General features: G+C 69.0%; 15 protein-coding genes. 8 read left to right on the forward strand and 7 right to left on the reverse strand.

Going from position 1 to position 17,163, the window contains the following annotated elements:
- Positions 1–394 precede the first annotated feature (394 nt).
- Together J2744_RS04245 and hjc are read left to right on the forward strand one after the other, a co-directional pair.
- Complete coding sequence (locus tag J2744_RS04245; RefSeq protein ID WP_209544974.1) at positions 395–949, forward strand: NADPH-dependent FMN reductase; 555 nt, start codon at positions 395–397, stop codon at positions 947–949.
- A 141-nt stretch (positions 950–1,090) separates the two neighbouring features.
- Positions 1,091–1,642: a Holliday junction resolvase Hjc gene (gene hjc, locus J2744_RS04250; RefSeq protein ID WP_209544976.1), complete on the forward strand. Its 552-nt coding sequence runs from the start codon at positions 1,091–1,093 to the stop codon at positions 1,640–1,642.
- A 20-nt stretch (positions 1,643–1,662) separates the two neighbouring features.
- On the opposite strand, the gene J2744_RS04255 is transcribed toward hjc, so the two are convergent.
- Genes J2744_RS04255 through J2744_RS04270 form a run of 4 tightly spaced genes read right to left on the reverse strand, consistent with a single transcriptional unit; the run spans position 1,663 to position 6,117 of the window.
- Entirely contained in the window at positions 1,663–1,944 is a 282-nt protein-coding gene (locus J2744_RS04255; protein WP_209544985.1) for a DUF6360 family protein, read from the reverse strand.
- Between the two features lie 27 nt (positions 1,945–1,971).
- The gene (gene nasA / locus J2744_RS04260; protein ID WP_321169785.1) at positions 1,972–4,143 is read right to left on the reverse strand and encodes an assimilatory nitrate reductase NasA; all 2,172 of its coding nucleotides are present in this window, start codon (positions 4,141–4,143) and stop codon (positions 1,972–1,974) included.
- On the reverse strand, positions 4,140–4,349 hold the full coding sequence (locus J2744_RS04265; RefSeq protein ID WP_209544987.1) for a hypothetical protein: 210 nt from the start codon (positions 4,347–4,349) through the stop codon (positions 4,140–4,142). Before J2744_RS04265 ends, nasA (J2744_RS04260) begins: the two co-directional genes overlap by 4 nt.
- Positions 4,342–6,117 (reverse strand): nitrite/sulfite reductase, encoded by a 1,776-nt coding sequence (locus tag J2744_RS04270; RefSeq protein ID WP_209544989.1) that lies wholly within the window; start codon positions 6,115–6,117, stop codon positions 4,342–4,344. The genes J2744_RS04265 and J2744_RS04270 overlap by 8 nt, the downstream gene beginning before the upstream one ends.
- Before the next feature lie 461 nt (positions 6,118–6,578).
- Here J2744_RS04270 and nasA (J2744_RS04275) point away from each other — a divergent pair, with 461 nt between their 5' ends.
- From nasA (J2744_RS04275) to rio1, 3 genes are all read left to right on the forward strand, one after another.
- A complete protein-coding gene (gene nasA / locus J2744_RS04275) occupies positions 6,579–8,666 on the forward strand; it encodes an assimilatory nitrate reductase NasA (protein WP_209544991.1) in 2,088 nt (695 codons plus the stop codon).
- A gap of 457 nt (positions 8,667–9,123) precedes the next feature.
- Complete coding sequence (locus tag J2744_RS04280; RefSeq protein WP_209545696.1) at positions 9,124–10,422, forward strand: MFS transporter; 1,299 nt, start codon at positions 9,124–9,126, stop codon at positions 10,420–10,422.
- Positions 10,423–10,558: 136 nt separating this feature from the next.
- Complete coding sequence (gene rio1 / locus J2744_RS04285) at positions 10,559–11,566, forward strand: serine/threonine-protein kinase Rio1 (protein WP_209544994.1); 1,008 nt, start codon at positions 10,559–10,561, stop codon at positions 11,564–11,566.
- A 29-nt stretch (positions 11,567–11,595) separates the two neighbouring features.
- Here the strand turns inward: rio1 and J2744_RS04290 are convergent, their stop codons facing one another.
- A complete protein-coding gene (locus J2744_RS04290; RefSeq protein WP_209544996.1) occupies positions 11,596–12,114 on the reverse strand; it encodes a GNAT family N-acetyltransferase in 519 nt (172 codons plus the stop codon).
- A 105-nt stretch (positions 12,115–12,219) separates the two neighbouring features.
- On the opposite strand from J2744_RS04290, the gene J2744_RS04295 reads away from it, so the two are divergent.
- The gene (locus tag J2744_RS04295) at positions 12,220–12,399 is read left to right on the forward strand and encodes a hydrogenase/urease maturation nickel metallochaperone HypA (RefSeq protein WP_209544998.1); all 180 of its coding nucleotides are present in this window, start codon (positions 12,220–12,222) and stop codon (positions 12,397–12,399) included.
- 17 nt (positions 12,400–12,416) lie between these two features.
- Here the strand turns inward: J2744_RS04295 and J2744_RS04300 are convergent, their stop codons facing one another.
- A complete protein-coding gene (locus tag J2744_RS04300; protein ID WP_209545001.1) occupies positions 12,417–12,935 on the reverse strand; it encodes a small multi-drug export protein in 519 nt (172 codons plus the stop codon).
- A 146-nt stretch (positions 12,936–13,081) separates the two neighbouring features.
- Between J2744_RS04300 and J2744_RS04305 the strand changes: the two genes are divergently transcribed.
- The gene (locus tag J2744_RS04305) at positions 13,082–15,037 is read left to right on the forward strand and encodes a serine hydrolase domain-containing protein (protein ID WP_209545003.1); all 1,956 of its coding nucleotides are present in this window, start codon (positions 13,082–13,084) and stop codon (positions 15,035–15,037) included.
- A gap of 167 nt (positions 15,038–15,204) precedes the next feature.
- Positions 15,205–15,747 (forward strand): KH domain-containing protein, encoded by a 543-nt coding sequence (locus J2744_RS04310; protein ID WP_006629113.1) that lies wholly within the window; start codon positions 15,205–15,207, stop codon positions 15,745–15,747.
- Positions 15,748–15,810: 63 nt separating this feature from the next.
- Here J2744_RS04310 and J2744_RS04315 read toward each other — a convergent pair whose 3' ends face one another.
- Positions 15,811–17,124 carry a right-handed parallel beta-helix repeat-containing protein gene (locus tag J2744_RS04315; protein WP_209545005.1) on the reverse strand — a complete coding sequence of 438 codons (1,314 nt, stop codon included), beginning with the start codon at positions 17,122–17,124 and terminating at the stop codon, positions 15,811–15,813.
- Positions 17,125–17,163: the final 39 nt, after the last annotated feature.

Consider the following 17,163-nt stretch of genomic DNA (forward strand, 5'->3'; position numbering starts at 1 on the left):
TCCCGTCCCCCGGGCGGCCACGCCGCCGGCGAGCGCGCGTGCGGGGGAGGCGGGGGCGCCGACGGCGCCAGCGACGAGGCTGGGGAGGAGTGAGGTGCTGTGCGGGGCGGGACTCAAAGGGGCAGCCGTGAGGCGGACGCACGCTCGCTGCGCTCCTCACTCGGTCGCTACCGCTCCCTCGTTGCGGTGCTTGCGTCGCCTGCGTCCGCCTCACGGCTGGGGCTTTGGAGCTGTTCTCCGTCGTTCCGCGGTCAATCACGTACAGCCGCACGGCTGGGGCTTTTGAGGCACCAAGCACCGCTGACAGCCGATAGTAAACCGCCGCCGCCCAGAACTTCGTATCCGGTCCCCGCCGATCGTCCCCGTTTTTATTATCTGGTCCCGAACCCGGCGTATGACCCGAATCGTCGCCGTCTCCGGCAGTCGGAGCGCGGACAGCACCACGCGGGCCGCGCTCCGCGTCGCGCTCGACGCCGCGGCCGACGCCGGCGCGGAGACCGACCTGATCGACTTAGCCGCCGTCGACCTCCCGCTGTACCACCCCGACGAGGGCGCGCAGGGCGACAGCGAGGCCCTGAAGCGCCGCGTCCGCGAGGCCGACGGCGTCCTCGCGGGCACGCCCGTCTACCGCGGCTCCTACTCGTCGACGTTCAAGAACTTCCACGACTTCTGCGGCTCCGACGAGTACGCGGACACCGCCGTCGGGCTGCTCGCGACCGCGGGCGGCGGCTCCTACGGCGGGACGCTCGAACACCTCCGGTCGACGTTCCGGAACGTCCACGCGTGGACCGTCCCCCACGAGGTCGGGATCCAGGGGGCCTCCTCGAAGGTCGAGACGGGCGCGGCCGCCCCCGGCGGCGAGCCCCGGATCACCGACGAGGACCTCCGGCGCCGCACCGAGCGGCTGGGTCGGGTCGTCGTCGAACACGCCGAACGGATGCGGGAGTGACGGCGCGACGGTCGCGCCCGCGGTCTCGCCATCGACGCTCAGCGCCCTCTCCCCCGACGCCCCGCGGTCTCGCCACCGACGCCCCGCCGACCCGTCGGGCTTTTGCCCGGCTCGCGTCTACGACCCCTATGACCGAACCGGGTGACGACGACCGTGTCCGCTAACCGGAAGGGAGACCGCCGCGAGCGGGAGCTGGTGAACGACCTCGACGAGGCGGGGTTCGCCGTGATGCGCGCGCCGGCCAGCGGCTCGGCGACGGAGCGCGAGCTGCCGGACGTGCTCGCGGGCGACGGCGAGACGTTCTACGCCATCGAGGCGAAGTCGAGCGCGGGCGACCCCATCTACCTCACCGGCGAGGAGGTGGAGGCGCTGCTGTTCTTCGCGCGGAACTTCGGCGCGAAAGCCCGGATCGCGGTGCGGTTCGACCGCGAGGACTGGTACTTCTTCCACCCCGGCGACCTCTACACCACCGACGCCGGCTCCTACCGCGTCAAAAAGGAAACAGCGCTCGCGGACGGCACCGACTTCCCCGAGTTCGTCGGCGAGACGGAGAAGGTGACGCTCGCGGAGGTCGGCGACGGCGGCGGCGACGACCCGGACGCGACCGACCCGGAGACCGAGGAGCGCCGGGCGATCTTAGAGGCCGTCCGCGACGGCCACATGCCGGTCGCGGACGCGCTCGACGTGCTCTGACGGTCGGGTGAGCTCGGTTCTCAGTCGGACTCGGTCCTCGCGTCCACGGCGTACTCGTTCAGGTCGTCGGCCAGCGTCTCCGCCTGCTCGGGGGTCAGCCGAACGCGGTCGGCGTGGGGCGGTATCTCGTCGACGCCGACCGTGTCCAGTTCGACGCTCAACACGACGCGGTCCGGCGAGTCGTCCGCGACCGCGACGTCTACCACCCCGTCGAGCGACAGGGCGGTCTCGTGGGTCTCGACCGCCGCGGCGACGAGGTCGAGCGTCGTGTACGCGTTCACGGTCGTGATTCGGTTTGACATGGGTTGCGTGGGTGGTCGGGTCGCGTCTCAGTCGTCGGCGGTCGGTTTGGTTCGAGCCTGCTCCTCGGCGGCGACCCCGTCGGTCGTCGGCTCCAGCGCGACCGCGCACTGCTTGTAGTTCGGCTCGTCCGAGCGGGGGTCGGTGACCGGCAACGTCAGCTCGTTCGTCGCGCCGCGGTGGATCGGCAGCCAGACCGTTCCGGCCGGGACGGCGGTGTCGACCGTCACGCGGACGGGGATCGACCCGCGGCGGGAGGTGAGGCACGCGGTCTCGTCGGCCGCGATCGCCGCCTTTTCGCCCGTTTCCGCCTCGCCCGCTTCCCCCTCGTCCGCGGGGCTCGCTTCCCCGGCCGATTCCGCCTCGCCGTTCAGGCGCTCGACGGTGTCCGGGTTCACCCGCGCGACGACGGCGGACGCCGCGTCCCCGTCCCGCGACCGGATCCCGGTGTTGTACCCGTCGGACTCGCGGCCGGTGGTCAGGGTGAGCGGGTACGACTCGTCGGTCGGTTCGGGAACGCCGGCGTGCGTCCCGGTCGAGAACCGCGCGCGGCCGGAGGGGGTCCGGAACGACCAGTCGCCGTCGTCGTGGTATCGGTACCCGCCCGCCGACTTCGCGGACGGCGCGGGCCAGCGGACGGCCCGCTCCTCTCGGAGTCGGTCGTACGAGACGCCGGAGCAGTCGGCGTCCGTCCCGGCGGTGAGCGCGGCGAACTCGTCGAACACGGCTTCCGGCTCCGTCGCGGGGAACAGCCCGGGAACGAGCGCCTCCCCGATCGACGTGATGATGTCGAGGTCGGTCCGCACGGCCGGCGCGAGGTCGGAGGCGGGGCGGACGCGCGAGATCCGCCGCTCCATGTTCATCGCCGTGCCGTCGGACTCGCCCCACGTCGCCGCCGGCAGCACCACGTCCGCCAGCTCGGTGGTGTCGGTGTGGAAGGCGTCCTGAACGACGAGGAACGTCTCCCGCAGGCGTTCGCGGGCGGCCGAGGCGTCCGGGAGGCCCGCGGCCGGGTTCGTCGCGACGGCCCACAGGGCCTCGACGGGACCGTCGCCGATCGCCTCGCAGATCCCCACCGGTCCCGGTCCGGGGTCGTCCGGGAGGCGCTCGACGGGCACGCCCCACGCCTCCGCGATCGTCCGCCGCTCGGCCGGGTCCTCGAACGAGCGCATCCCCGGCCACGACCCCTTCGACGAGCAGACGCGCGTCCCCATCGAGTTGGCCTGCCCCGTCAGCGAGAAGGGGCCGCTCCCGGGTCCCATGTTCCCCGTCGCGAGACAGAGGTCGATCAGCGCGCCGGCGGTGTCGGTCCCCTGCGCGCTCTGGTTGACGCCCATCCCCCAGTAGACGAGCGTCGGATCGCGGAGCGCGTCGACGAGCGCCTCCACGGTCGCGAGGGAGACGCCCGCAGTCGCCGCGGCCGACTCCGGATCGGGAAGCTCCGCCCGAAGCGCCCCGAAGCCGGTCGTCGCCTCCTCGACGAACGCCTCGTCGACCTCGCCGCGCTCGATCACCCGCGCGAGCACCGCCCGCGCTAACGCGAGGTCGGTCCCCGGCTCGGGTGCGACGTGACGGTCGCCCGCCTTCGCGGTCTTCGTCTCGACGGGGTCGACGACGATCAGCCGGCTCTCGCCGTCGGTCGCGCTCTCGACTATCCACCGGAACAGCACGGGGTGGGCCACGGCCGGGTTCGCCCCCCAGACGACGTGAGTCGTCGCGTCCTCGACGTCGTCGTACGTCGGCGGGGGCGCGTCGCTGCCGAACGCGTCGTTATACGCGGTCACCGCGCTCGCCATACACAGCGTCGTGTTCGCGTCGTAGTGTCGCGTCCCGAAGCCGCCCCGGGCCAGTTTCCCCAGCGCGTACGCCGCCTCGTTCGTCTGCTGCCCGCTCCCGAGGACCGCCAGCCCGTCGCGGTTCCGGTCGAGGGCGTCGCTGAACTCGTCGACGATCCGCGAGAGCGCCACGTCCCACGTGGTGCGCCGGAGTTCGCCCTCCTGCCGGACGTGCGGCCGCGTCAGCCACTCTCCGTCCGGGTTCTGGGTCTCGTCGATGCCGCGGGAACACGCGAGACCGCGGTTCGTCGGATGGGCCACGTCGCCGCGGACGCCGTCGATCCCGTACCCGGAGTCGACCCGTCCCGTGAGGTGGCCGCAGCCGACCGCGCACCGCATACACGTGGTCGGGACGGGGTCGTTCACTCCGCACCCCGCTCCGTCTCGTCGTCCGCCGCGTCCGCCGGGAACAGCTCCGGGGCGACGTCCATCGACGCCACCGGGGCGGTCGACTCCCCGTCGGCGCCCGCGCGGATTTCCTCGCCGGCGACCTCTCCGGCACCGACGCGGGCGGCCGCTTCGGCACGGTCGCCGCCCTGCTCGGGAGCCGCCTCGGCGGTCGGGTCAGTCATCGCTCTCGGTCGCCAGCGGCGTCCCGTCCACGTCGGTCGGCGCGGGCCCCTCGCCGTCGGCGAACGGGTACCACGACCGCTTCGCGTCGGTGAGGCAGGGGTCCTCGTAGTCGGTCTCCTCGGGTTCGGCCAGCTCGACGAGCGCCTCCTCGCCGGTCGCCTCGACCCACTCCCTGAACGTCTGTCCCTCGGTCCGCCCCGCCGCGAACGCGTTCAGGAGGTTCCGCAGCAGGCCGGGCACCTCGTCGGCCGGGACGCGCTGTCTGATCCACTCGACGAAGGAGGGGTCGGCGCCGATCCCGCCGCCGACGCCGACGTCTATCGCCTCGACCATCTCGCCGTCCTTCCGCGCGCGCATCCCTTGAAAGCCGATATCGGCGGTCATCGCCTGCCCGCAGTCGGCCGTGCAGCCGGAGTAGTGGATCTTGATCTGCTCGACGTCGTCCGGGAGGTCCACGTTCGCGCGCAGCCAGCGGAGCATCGCCGCGGTCCTCGCCTTCGTCTCCGTCAGCGCCAGCGAGCAGAACTCGGTCCCGGTACACGCCATCGCGCCCCGGGTGAACACGTTCGGCTCGGGGCTGTGCGTGTCGAGCAGGTCGGCGTCGAGCAAGTCGTCCAGCTCCGACTCGGGGACGTCCAGAATCAGCGGGTTCTGCCGTCGAGTGAGCCGCATCTCTCCCGAGCCGTGCGTCGCCGCGAGGTCGGCCAGTCGGACCGTCTCCTCGGCGGTCAGGCGTCCGATCGGCACCGCGAGGCCGACGTAGTAGTCGCCGTCGGTCTGCTCGTGGACGCCGACGTGGTCGTGTTTCCCCTCCGAGGGCGCCTCGCCGGCGTTGTACGTGTACTCGTCGCGGAGGTTCTCCCCCTCGCGCCGGAGGTCGAAGTCGACGTACGACTCCCCGAGGAGTTCGCGAATCTCCTCCGTTCCCCAGTCGTCGACGAAGAAGCGGCTCCGATTCTTCTGACGATTCTCCCGGTTCCCGTGCTCGTGGTACAGCTCGACGAACCCCCTGACCACGTCGTACGCGTTCTCGGGCGCGACGAACACGTCGAGGCTCCGGGCCTTCCGGGGTTCGCGCCCGCCGAGGCCGCCGCCGACGCGGACGTTGAACCCGCGCAGTTCGTCGCCGTCGACCGTCTTCGCCGCGGGTTCGAGACCGATCCCGTTGATCGAGTCCTGCGCGCAGCCCTCGCGGCACCCGGTGACGCTGATGTTGAACTTCCGGGGCATGTTCGCGAGGTCGTCGTCGGCCCGGAGCTTCGACGTGATCTCGTCGAGCACCGGCTGCGCGTCGACGAACTCGTGTTTGTCCCGGCCGGCCACCGGACAGCCGGAGATGTTCCGCATCGTGTCGCCGCCCGACGAGCGCGACGAGAGGCCGACGCCTTCGAGCGTCTCCCAGATCGCCGGGATGTCTTCGAGCTTGAGCCAGTGGAGCTGGATCGACTGGCGGGTGGTCAGGTCGATCCACGCGTCGCCGAACTCGGGGTTCGCGACCGGTCCCCTGGCGTACTCCGCGGCCACCTCGCCGACCGCGCGCAGCTGTTCGGCCGTGAGGAGGCCGTTCGCGTTCGCCAGCCGCAGCATGAAGTAGCTCTCCTGTCCGGACCGCTGGTGGAAGACGCCCCAGAACTTGAACCGCGAGAACCACATGTCGCGCTCGTCTTCCGGGATCGACTCCCATCCCGACTCCGCGAACTCCAGGATCTTCGCTCTGACCTCGTCGCCGTACATCCCCTCCTTCCACGTCTCCTTCTTGTTCGTCACGCGCCCACACCCGAGTTGATAAACCGACGTGTTCTCACCGAATTTTTGATTATTTGGTTCATTCGTCTGGATATCACATGTGTATCGCTCCATAAAGTGTTGTTCGTTTAATAAACACAGAAATAACGGGGTTCCGCTCGATGGAACGAAATCCCGTTCGCCCGCCCCGAATAATTACGCCTTATCCTGGAGGAATTTATTTTTCACGAAGCGAGAGCGCTCACAGGTTGGATATCGAAACCGAGCGGTCTCAGCGCGATATCGATTAAGGATCCTCTATCGATTGATGTTCCTTTCACTGATATCGCGCGAGACGCCCGGAATCCCCGATACACGATGGTTTTTAATTACAAACAACAGTTATCTGCCGCACGGGCCACTGTGTACTCAGTTAGAATGTTCTTTGATAGCGACGGGCATGGGACCGACGATCGATCAGTTCGACCGCCACCGGTTCGAACATGACGGAACGGCAACCGACCACCTGTATGCGGTGCGCGGTCGGCTGCGGGTACCTTCAGGAAGCGGCGGCCGACGACCGGCGCATCGTCGACGTCTCCGGGAACCCAGACCATCCGGCGACCGGCGGTCTCAACTGTCAACGCGGGGTCGACGAGACCGAGAACCCGGGTGAAGAGCGGTTGACACAGCCGCTCATTCGCCGCGGCGGATCGCTTCGACCGACGGACTGGGACACCGCGCTCGGCGTCGTCGCGACGCGGCTCATCGAGGCGATCCGCGAGAGCTCCGACAACGTCGCGGTGTTGGGAAGCGGACAGCAGACGAACGAGGCGGCGTACGCGCTCGGCAAGGTCGCCCGCGGCGCGATCGGAACGCGGCACTACGACGCGAACACGACGCTGTGTATGGCCTCGGCGGTCGCGGCGTACTCCCAGGCGTTCGGGAGCGACGGGCCGCCGCCGACGTACGACGACGTGCCGACGGCCGACACCCACGTCGTCTGGGGCGCGAACCCGGCCGTGGCCCACCCCGTGTTGTACTCGTGGATCGCGAACAGCGCCGCCGCGGGCGACGGCGAACTGATCGTCGTCGACCCCGTCGAGACGCGGACGGCGGCCGACGCCGACGTCCACGTCCGGCCGGACCCCGGCACCGACCTCGCGCTGGCGCGGGCGGTGCTCGCGCGGGTCGTCGACACCGGCGCCGTCGACGAGCGGTTCGTCGACAACCACACCGACGGCTACGCCGAGACCGTCGCGTCGCTCCCGAGCGTGACCGACGCGGCGGCGACCGCGGGCGTCCCGGTCGAACGCGTCCGCGACATCGCCGACGCGCTGGTCGCGGACAGCCTCGTCTACTGGGGAATGGGCGTCAACCAGAGCATTCAGGGAACCGGGACGGCCCGAGCGATCATCGACCTCTGTCTCGCGACGGGGAACATGGGTCCGGGGACCGGGCCGTTCTCGCTGACCGGGCAGGCGAACTCGATGGGGAACCGCGTCTGCGCCTCGAAGCGGACGTGGCCCGGCCACCGCCCGTTCGACGACTCGGCCGCCCGGCGCGCGGTCGCCGACGCGTGGGACGTGCCGCTCGGCAGGCTCCCGGACTCCCCCGGTCCGGGATTCGTGCGGATCATCGACGAGCTCGCCCGCGACAACGTCGACGTCTGCTGGACGGTCGCGACGAACCCCGTCGCCGGAATGCCCGACGCCGGCCACGTCGAGCGCGCGCTCGAGGACGCGTTCCTCATCGTCCAAGACGCGTTCCGGTCGGACACCATCGAGCACGCCGACGTGGTGTTACCGGCGGCGACGTGGGGCGAGTCCGAGGGGACGACGACGAACATGGAACGCCGCGTCTCGCGGGTCACCGCGGCGGCAGATCCGCCGGAGGGAGTCCGCCAAGACATCGACATCATCGCGGCGATCGGCAACCGGATCCACCCCGGCCTGTTCGACGACCCGCCGCTGGCTCCGGCCGCGGCCTTCGACGAGATCCGCGAACTCACCGTCGGCTCGACGGCCGACCTCTCCGGGGTCTCGTACGACCGGCTTGCCGACGAGCTGGCGGTTCGCTGGCCCGCCCCGACCGCAGAGGCGGAAGGCGGCTACCGGTACTACGACGACGGCGACTGGTCGTTCGACACGGACTCCGGTCGCGCGCAGTTCTCGACGGTCGCGCACAGCGAAGTCCCGGAACCGGTCGACGGCGAGTATCCGATCACGCTGACGACGGGCCGGGCCGACGGCGTTTACAACACCGGCGTTCGGACGCGGGACGACGACGGGGTCGACGTGCCAACGGCGCGGGTCCACCCCGAGACGATCGCTCGGCACTTGGCGGCGTTCGACCGGGGCGAGACGGTCATCACCTCCCGCAGGTCCAGCGTTCGCGTCGCGGTCAGCCCGAACGACGACATTCCGCCCGGGATGATCTGGCTGCCGATTCACAACGGTGCGATCAACGAACTCACGCTGTCCGCGGTCGACCCGGACTCAGCCGAACCGAACCTCAAGCAGTGCGCGGTGCGGATCTCGGCACCGGACCGACGCCGGACACACGATCGCGAACTTGTCGCTTCGGAGTAAGCCGTCGCCGCTGTGCCGCGGAGCCCTCTCGTCTCGTCATCAGAGTCCGATCTCCGCAGATCCGGATTTTGACCATATAATGAATAATAGTCCGGTATATTATTTTGATTTGTGAATCCAACCGAGATATTTCACCTCACAAATAAATTTCTTCTTTGAAAACACGAAATGAGAGTGTCTCGAAACACCGCTTTTGTTATTACCCGTTCTCTTGCTTATTCTCGTATATATGTCCACCAGTTATCTTATTAACCCCGCGTTCATGTCTTGTCGACGTGAATAACCGTAAGTTCAGAAGGATCGATGCGGCAGAAGACGAGGAACCGACACTCGGAGCGAAATACCCGCACGCGCGGTCGACGCTCCGGCTCACGTCGCCGATTTCACCGTCTACCGCGACCGGCCGCCCGGCTGCGAGCGTTTCCGAGGGGTGGTGTGCGTGAACAGTCCGATCCGGATGACGAAGTACCGGACGCTGCTGCTCGCGACCGTCGGGTTCAACTTCTCCTTCCTGATCTGGTTCTCGTTTGCGCCCTTCACCGGGCCGATGGCCGAGGAGTTCGGGCTGTCGCTGGCCGAGATCGGGGTCTTAGCGAGCGCGGCGATCTGGCTCGCGCCGTTCGGACGGATCCTCACGGGCTGGCTCTCGGACCGGTTCGGGGCGCCGACGATCTTCGCCATCGTGCTGGCGTACGTCGGCGTCTTCTCGATCTGGAGCGCGTTCGCCGACTCGTACGCGACGTTCTTCGTCACGCGCCTGATCGTCGCCACTGCGGGGATCACGTTCGTGATCGGGATCCAGCACGTCTCCGAGTGGTTCGAAGCGGAGGAGCTCGGCACCGCCGAGGGGATCTACGCCGGGATCGGCAACGCCGGCGCGGCCGGGGGCGCGCTAATTCTTCCCCGGGTGTTCTCCTCGGGGTGGAGCGGGCCGATCTTCGATACGAACTGGCGCGCCGCGTTCTTCTACACGGGCGTGGTGTCGATCCTGCTGGCGGGCGTCTACTACGCGTTCGGCGAGGCCGCGAAGAGCAGCGAGAAGCGCGCGTCGACGAAGGAGAAGGCGGGGCTGCGAGAGTGGGTCTTCACCGCGACCAGGTACGGCACGGTGGTCCTCGCGCTCGCGTACGTGATGACGTTCGGGCTGGAGCTGTCGATGAACGGCTGGCTGGCCACCTACTACCGCGAGGGCTTCAACACGCAGAACCTCGTGTTGGCGTCGACGTTCGCCGCGACGTTCTCGGTCGCCGCCGGACTGCTGCGCCCGATCGGCGGGTACGTCAGCGACCGGCTGGCCCGGGCCGAGCGGAACATCATCCCGCTTTTCACGGGTCGCTACCGCGAGCAGTGGACGTTCGTCTCGCTGTGTTTCGTCGTCCTCGCGATGTTCGGGATGACGCTCGCGGGCCTGTCCGGCCGGGTGCTCCTCGCCGTGGGCGCCGGGTTCCTCGTCGGCATGGGCTGTGCGTTCTCCGAGGGGGCCATCTTCGCGCAGGTGCCCGCGATGTTCCCGGACAGCTCCGGCGCCGTGGCCGGCGTCGTCGGCGGCGTCGGCACGGTCGGCGGGATCGTCTACCCGCTGGTGTACGCAGCCCCGTTCCTGCCGAACCTCCACACTGGCTACGCGATCGTCGGGGTTTCGATGATCCCGATCGTGTTGCTGGCGGCGTGGGTGTTCCAACCCCGGATCGCCGAGCGGGCGACCGACGACGGGTTCGTGGGCGAGAGCGACGGGGCGCCGGTCGCTGACGACTGAGGGTTCGCCGGTCGCAGCCGACTGAGGGTTCGCCGGTCGCAGCCGACTGAGGGGCGGGTCTTTTTCGGTCGGAGCTGCCCGCCGCCGGGCCGCGGACCCCCTCGCTTATCCCTCGCGGCGCCGAACCCGGTCACGAATGAGCGAGGACTTCGGCCTGCTCGAACCCGCGGACCAGCCCGGCGACGAGTGGGAGCAGCTCGACGTCTCCGACACCGAGTCCGACCGGATCGCCCGGCGGCAGGACCGCGAGTTCGACGAGTTCCGCAAGCGGATCAAGGACACGGAGCAGTTCAAGCTGCAGGAGTCGGTGTTCGACGACGCCACGCTGGCCGCGGTGTACAAGCTCGTGCAGGACGGCTACGTCGACGCCTTCGGCGGGCCGGTGTCCACCGGGAAGGAGGCGAGCGTCTTCGAGGCGCTCGGCGGGCAGGCGGGCGAGCGGCCGGAACCCGGTTCCGAGGCCGCGGGCGGCGGACCGGAGGGCGTCACGCCCGAGCGCGAGGTCGCGGTGAAGGTGTACCGGATCAACTCCTCGAACTTCCGGCAGATGCGCGACTACTTGGAGGGCGACCCGCGCTTCGAGGGGATCGCGAGCGACAAGAAGGCGGTCGTGCTGGCGTGGACGCGCAAGGAGTTCGCGAACCTCGAACGCGCGCGGAAGGCCGGCGTGCGCGTGCCCGAACCGATCGCGGTCCAGCGGAACGTCCTCGTGATGGAGCTGGTCGGCCACGCCGAGGAGCGCGCCCGTCGGCTCTCGGAGGTCGACGTGGAGAACCCCGAGACCGCCTACGAGGTCGTCCGCGAGTACATGCGCCGGCTGTACGGCGCCGGGCTGATCCACGGCGACCTCTCGGAGTACAACATGATCATCCACGAGGGCGAGCTGGTGATCATCGACCTCGGGCAGGCCGTGACGGTCCACCACCCGAACGCCGGGGAGTTCTTAGCGCGCGACTGCGAGAACGTGGCGACCTTCTTCACGCGGCAGGGGATCGACGTCGACCCCGACGACCTCCGCGCGTACGTGACGGAACCGGAGCCGGACCCGAGCGCGGAGCCGGGTGCGGAGCCGGAGTCGGGTGCGGAGCCGGAGTCTGGCGGGGAGGCTGAGGGAGAGTCGGGGGCGGGAGCGGACGGGACGTAACCGGTCGACGCTCCGGCCCGCTCTCGGACTCAGCGGTCGCGGGCGTAGATCGCGGTCGGATACGTTTCGCCGGCAATCTCGGTCTCGCCCGTCTCCACCTGCTCGAACCCCCGCGCCTCGTAAAATCGCGCACCGATGTCGTTGTCGGCGAAGGCTTCGAGTCGAACCGTCTCGACGCGGTCCGGCAGCGCGTCGAGGCCGCGCTGGAGCAGCGCCGTCCCGATCCCCTCGCCCCACCGGTCCGGGTGGACGTAGATCGCCTTCACGCCGGCTTCCCCGGGATCGACGAACGGCTTCGTGTTCTCCGCGCCCCAGCGCACGTCGACGAATCCTCTGACCGTTCCGTCGACGACGGCGACGAAGACGGCGCTGTCGTCGTCGCTGAATCCATCGGCCCACCTCTCGACCTCCTCCGGCGTCGGGTCGACCGTCATCGCGTCGAGCACCGCGTCGGGGAGGGTCCCGTCGTACGCCTCCCGCCACGACAGCCCGTGCGCCCGGATCAGTTCCCGCATCTCCGCGTCGGTCTCGGGAGGGCGGATCTCCATGGACGCGAGTCGGCGGGCTGCGGTAAAACGACTGGGCCGGTGTGACCGAGCGTGTCGCCCCCGATGAACGCTTATCCGGTTCGGCCGGCTACTGGGAACGAACCGATGGGATTCTTCGAAACGGTCGGCCGACGGGTCGAGAAGTTCAAACAGACCGCGATGGAAGCGGCCGACGAAACCGCAGCGTACCGGTGTCGGTCGTGTGACGCGCGGTTCGACGCCGACGCCGACCGGTGCCCGGAGTGCGGTTCGGCGGAGATCACCCCGACGGAGGCGGGAGAGTGACTCCGCTGCGTGCCGGCTCAGGCGATTCCGAGCAGTGAGACCCCGAACGCGGACGCTGCGACGAGCGCGACCGTCCACGCGGCGATTCCCGCCGTCATCCAGCCGCCGACCGTCCGGCGACGGCTTCCGACGGCGAGCGCGAGGAGCGCCGCGAGGTGGACGCCGGTCAGCACGGGCGCCGCGAGCGAGAGGCCGGGGAGTCCGTACCGGTCCCACACCCTGCGTGCCCACTCGCGACGGCGGTTCGTCGCGTCGTCGTCGGCCGCCGGTTCCGGTCGTCGCCGCTTGCGCCACCGAGCGATCCGGCGGTGAGAGAGCAGCAGCGCGTAGACGGACCCGGCGTTGCCGGCGAACGCGACGACCCCGGTGGTGACGGGGTTTAGCCCGACGCCGATCCCGACCGGGATCACCACGAGGATTTCTACCCACGGCAACGCGGCGAACAGGAACACGAGACCGTACTGGACCACGCCGCCAGCGTCCGCGATGTCGGCGCCGACGTCGACGAGGAGGGGGATCTGGTGAAGGGGGACCATCGGTTGCCGCGACGCCTCGAGCGGTCAAATACCTTCTGTCACCGAAAGAGACGGAATTTTCGCGCGTCCCGATTCGACGAACGAAATACAGTTTTCAGGAGGTAGCTGCCCAACATTTTTGTTCTCACGGCTGGACACGCGCAGTGATGCGACGTTCGCCCTCCCGGCGCCGGTTCCTCGCTGGAACCGGTGCTGCCTGTACCGCCGCACTCGCCGGTCCGCCCGTCTCACCGTCGGACGCGTCCCCGTCCACGGCGACGAACGAGCAACTCGGGTCCGACGTCGAACGACGCCTCGACGAGGCGGTCGAGGCGAGCCTGGCCGAACACGACGTTCCCGGTGCCAGCGTCGCCGTCGTCTCGGACGGTTCCCCGCCCCTGGCCAAGGGGTACGGCGTCGCCGACCGAGAGACCGAAGCGCCGGTCGACCCGGAGGAGACGGCGTTCCGGATCGGGTCCGTTTCCAAACCGGTCGTCGCGACCGCGCTGATGGACCGCATCGAACGAGACGAGATCGACCCCGACGCCGACGTCAGCCGCCGTCTCGACGTCCCGATTGACGCGTCCGAGGACGAACCAGTCACGCTGACGGATCTCGTCACGCACCGCGGCGGATTCGAGTCGACGAACCGCGGGATGTGGATCCCGGACGAAGACGACCTCCGACCGCTGGAGTCGTATCTCCGGAACGATCCCCAGAAGCGCGTTCGAGCGCCGGGGCGGATCGGGTCGTACGCCAACTTCGGCTACGCGCTCGCGGGACAGGTGCTGGCGGCACACGCGGACGAACCGTTCCACCGGGCGATCGACGAGTCCCTCCTCCGGCCGGCCGGGATGGCCGACAGCAGTTTCAGACAGCCCCTTCCGGATTCGATGGCGGAGGCGCACGCGACCGGGTACGGCTCCACGGGCACGTATCGAGACGGCGAGTTCCCGCTCCTCGGGCTGCGGCCGGCCGGATCGATGTCGGCGACGGCGAGCGATATGGGACGGTTCCTCGAACTGCAGCTGAACGGCGGCGAGCTGGACGGCGAGCAGGTCCTCGAACCCGGAGCGATCGACGCGATGCACGAGCGGTGGGCGACCCACCACGACCGGCTCCCCGGCATGGCGTTCGGGCTGATCGAGAAGTCCCACGGCGACGTCCGAACGCTCTGGCACAACGGCGCGACGCTCTCGTTTTACAGTCACCTCGTGCTCGTCCCGGAGTACGACTTCGGGCTGTTCGTCTCGTTTAACGCGCCGGCCGGGAGCGCCGCGGCGACCGACGTGGTCGACGAACTCCTCGACGAGGTACTCCCCGCGCCCGAGACGGCGTCACTTACGCCCGACGGACCGCCGGCCCGCGCCGACGAGATCGCGGGCACGTACCGATCGGTACAGCGCTCGCACACGTGGCACGACCGGGCGACGTCCGCGCTGAACGCGGCCACTATCGACGTTCGCTTCGACGAGGACGGCGCGCTCGTCACCGAGCAGGGCGCCGCGACGGAGCGATGGGTCGAGATCGAACCGCTCGTCTTCGAGCGAACTGACGGAAGCCGGCGGATCGCGTTCGGCGAGGAGGGCGGCGAGGTGCGATACCTGTTCCACGGGGGCAGTCCGACGGCGCTGGCCCGAGTAGACGGACTCGATCGGCTCTCAGTTCACGGCGTTCTGGCCGTCGGAACCGTTCTCGGAGCGATGTTGGCTCTCGTCGGCTGGCCGGCCGCTGCGCTGTATCGGTGGCTTCGGAGGGACGGCGACAGCGGGTTCCCCGGTTGGCGGACCGCAGTTACAGGCGATGTCGTGAGAGCGAAACTCCTCGCGGCGGGTTCGTTCAGCGTCCTGTTCGCTTCGGTGGTCTCGATCGTCGTCCACTTCCTCGCAACGCCGCTTATGGTGCTTTCGGACCCGCCAGCCACGTTCCAGCTCTTGTTCGTCGGAACGGGTCTCGGTGCGGCCGGGACCATCGCGACTACCGGCGTCGCCGGGTACAGCTGGACGAGCGAGCGGTGGGACCCGTTCGAGCGGATCCAGTACGCGCTCGTCGCCGGCTCGCTGCTCGCGGGCTGCTGGCTTCTCTGGTACTGGAACCTCCTGCTCCCGCCGGGAGTGACCTGATTCCGAGGAGGCGGTCTACTCGGTCCGTTCGTCCTCGCGATACTGACGCAGGAACCGTGCCCGGCGGTGTTCGAATCGAGAGCTAAATCGCCGGCGAGAACCGTTATACCGGCACACACCGCCCGCGGCGGAACACGCTTAAAAGGCTCGGCCGGGTAACTCGTGGTATGCAACACGTGACGGTTCCGCAGGACCGTATCGGCGTCGTCATCGGCGCCGGCGGCGAGACGATGCGGGAGATCGAAGAGCGGGCGAACGTGCGGCTCGACATCGACTCGGAGTCGGGGAGCGTCGCCATCGAGGAGCGCGACGACCCCGTGGCGGCGATGGTGGCGCCGGACGTGATCAAGGCGATCGGTCGCGGCTTCAAGCCGGAGACCGCGCTGTCGATCCTCGATCACGACCTCCGGACGCTCGATCTGATCGACCTGTCGGAGCACACCCGCAACGACAACGACCTCCAGCGCAAGAAGGGCCGGATCATCGGCGAGAACGGTCGGACGCGGGAGCTTATGGAGGAGCTGTCGGGCGCGAACGTCGTGGTTTACGGGTCGACGGTGGGCGCCGTGGGCCAGCCCGAGGAGCTCGAAGTGGTCCGGCGGGCGGTCGGGATGCTGCTCGACGGGGCACCCCACGGCGCGGTGTACTCCTACTTAGAGCGCATGTCGAACGAGCTCGACGACGACGTAAGCTTCAACGCGCCGCAGTAGTCCTCCCGTTCGACGGCTGAGGGGCGCCGTCCACGGTCAGCCCCACGGACCGTCACTCCGCGGTCAAGCCCACGGGCTGTCTCCTCCGGTGTGGCCGAGCCCGTCCCCCTGAGGGACCGCCGAGGAACAGGACGCGCCGGGGTCGCCCGTACTCTCTCCGTCGTACTCGTTGCCGCAGACGCGTCGCTGGTCCCTCTCTGTCTGCGAGTCGACGGGATACGCGATGGCGGCATCGTCGAACCCAGCGATCCGGTTTCCGTACACCGCGTTGTCGGTCCCGCCGCGGCGTTGGATCTCCGAGGGCTCGGACCGGTCCTTCTGCGCGTCTCGCGCCTTGAAGCTCGCGATCTCGACGCCGTATCCCAGACCGTTCCGGAGGTCGCACCACCTGAGGGTCGCGTCGAAGCTCTGGAACCGAACTGAGGCGGCCGGGGAGTCCTCGGTGTTCCGCGACCCCCCGCCGTCCGTACAGTACTCGACGGTAACGTCGTGCGTTCCGAGCTTCGTGTTCACCAGCTCCGAGTGGCCGTACCCCTCGCTGTTGTCGATGTGGTGGATCAGCACGTCGCTCGACTGATCGTACTCCGACCACGGGTGCCAATCGGTCTCTAGGTTGCTCGGCGAGGTCCCCACGTACACGATCTCTCCGTTGTGGCCCGCCCGGTCGGCGAACAGGTACTTCGCTCCGGCGGGCCCGATAACGCGGAACGGCCCGACCTCGACGTTCCGGGTTCGCTCCAGGCTCACTATCGATTTCTGCGTGTTGCCGATGCGGTGCGGCGAGACGACGATATCGGTGAGGTACTCGTCGGTGTCGGTCGGGGGGCGGGTCTGAACCAGCTGGGCCCGACTGTACGAGTCGGCCTCCTCGGGCGCGTCCGGGTTTTCCAGTCCGTCGATCGTGAGTCCGGTGATGTGGACGTGGCTGTGCCGGATCAACACCACGTTGTACTGCCGCGGATCGCTTTTCAGGACCGCGTCCGGCGGACCGGTGATAGTGATCGGGTCGCCCGGCCGGCCGCCTCGAGGTGGCGCGACCCGTTCCTCGTACACGCCCGGGCGAACCCGGATCGTATCGCCCGGCTCCACCCGGGACAGCGCGTCCTGAATCGAACTGAGCGGATCGTCAGTCGTCCCCGAAGCGCTCAACGCGCCGTCTTCGGCCACGAAAATCGTGTTCGGGTTCTCACGCCGCGCCTCCTCACCGCCGGAACCGCTCCCGGCCGACGATTCCTCTGTCGTACCCGATCCGGTATCCGTCCCCGTCTCGCCGTCGGACCCCTCCGTGGAGCCGCTCCCGGTACAGCCGGCGATTCCCGCAGCGGCGACGACACCGCCTCGCCGGAGGAGCTGACGCCGATCCAAGCGCCTCGGCATGGTTCTCCGTCTACCCTGTGGAATATTAACAGTTGCCTC

This window comes from Halorubrum trapanicum (genome assembly GCF_017873555.1).
Lineage (GTDB): Archaea > Halobacteriota > Halobacteria > Halobacteriales > Haloferacaceae > Halorubrum > Halorubrum trapanicum.

What these genes read in the sequence shown, in the direction of transcription:
- J2744_RS04245 (WP_209544974.1), top strand. Translation starts at nt 395, where the DNA reads ATGACCCGAATCGTCGCCGTCTCCGGCAGTCGGAGCGCGGACAGCACC.
- J2744_RS04255 (WP_209544985.1), bottom strand. Translation starts at nt 1,944, where the DNA reads ATGTCAAACCGAATCACGACCGTGAACGCGTACACGACGCTCGACCTC.
- J2744_RS04265 (WP_209544987.1), bottom strand. Translation starts at nt 4,349, where the DNA reads ATGACTGACCCGACCGCCGAGGCGGCTCCCGAGCAGGGCGGCGACCGT.
- nasA (WP_209544991.1), top strand. Translation starts at nt 6,579, where the DNA reads ATGACGGAACGGCAACCGACCACCTGTATGCGGTGCGCGGTCGGCTGC.
- J2744_RS04280 (WP_209545696.1), top strand. Translation starts at nt 9,124, where the DNA reads ATGACGAAGTACCGGACGCTGCTGCTCGCGACCGTCGGGTTCAACTTC.
- rio1 (WP_209544994.1), top strand. Translation starts at nt 10,559, where the DNA reads ATGAGCGAGGACTTCGGCCTGCTCGAACCCGCGGACCAGCCCGGCGAC.
- J2744_RS04290 (WP_209544996.1), bottom strand. Translation starts at nt 12,114, where the DNA reads ATGGAGATCCGCCCTCCCGAGACCGACGCGGAGATGCGGGAACTGATC.
- J2744_RS04295 (WP_209544998.1), top strand. Translation starts at nt 12,220, where the DNA reads ATGGGATTCTTCGAAACGGTCGGCCGACGGGTCGAGAAGTTCAAACAG.
- J2744_RS04300 (WP_209545001.1), bottom strand. Translation starts at nt 12,935, where the DNA reads ATGGTCCCCCTTCACCAGATCCCCCTCCTCGTCGACGTCGGCGCCGAC.
- J2744_RS04305 (WP_209545003.1), top strand. Translation starts at nt 13,082, where the DNA reads ATGCGACGTTCGCCCTCCCGGCGCCGGTTCCTCGCTGGAACCGGTGCT.
- J2744_RS04310 (WP_006629113.1), top strand. Translation starts at nt 15,205, where the DNA reads ATGCAACACGTGACGGTTCCGCAGGACCGTATCGGCGTCGTCATCGGC.
- J2744_RS04315 (WP_209545005.1), bottom strand. Translation starts at nt 17,124, where the DNA reads ATGCCGAGGCGCTTGGATCGGCGTCAGCTCCTCCGGCGAGGCGGTGTC.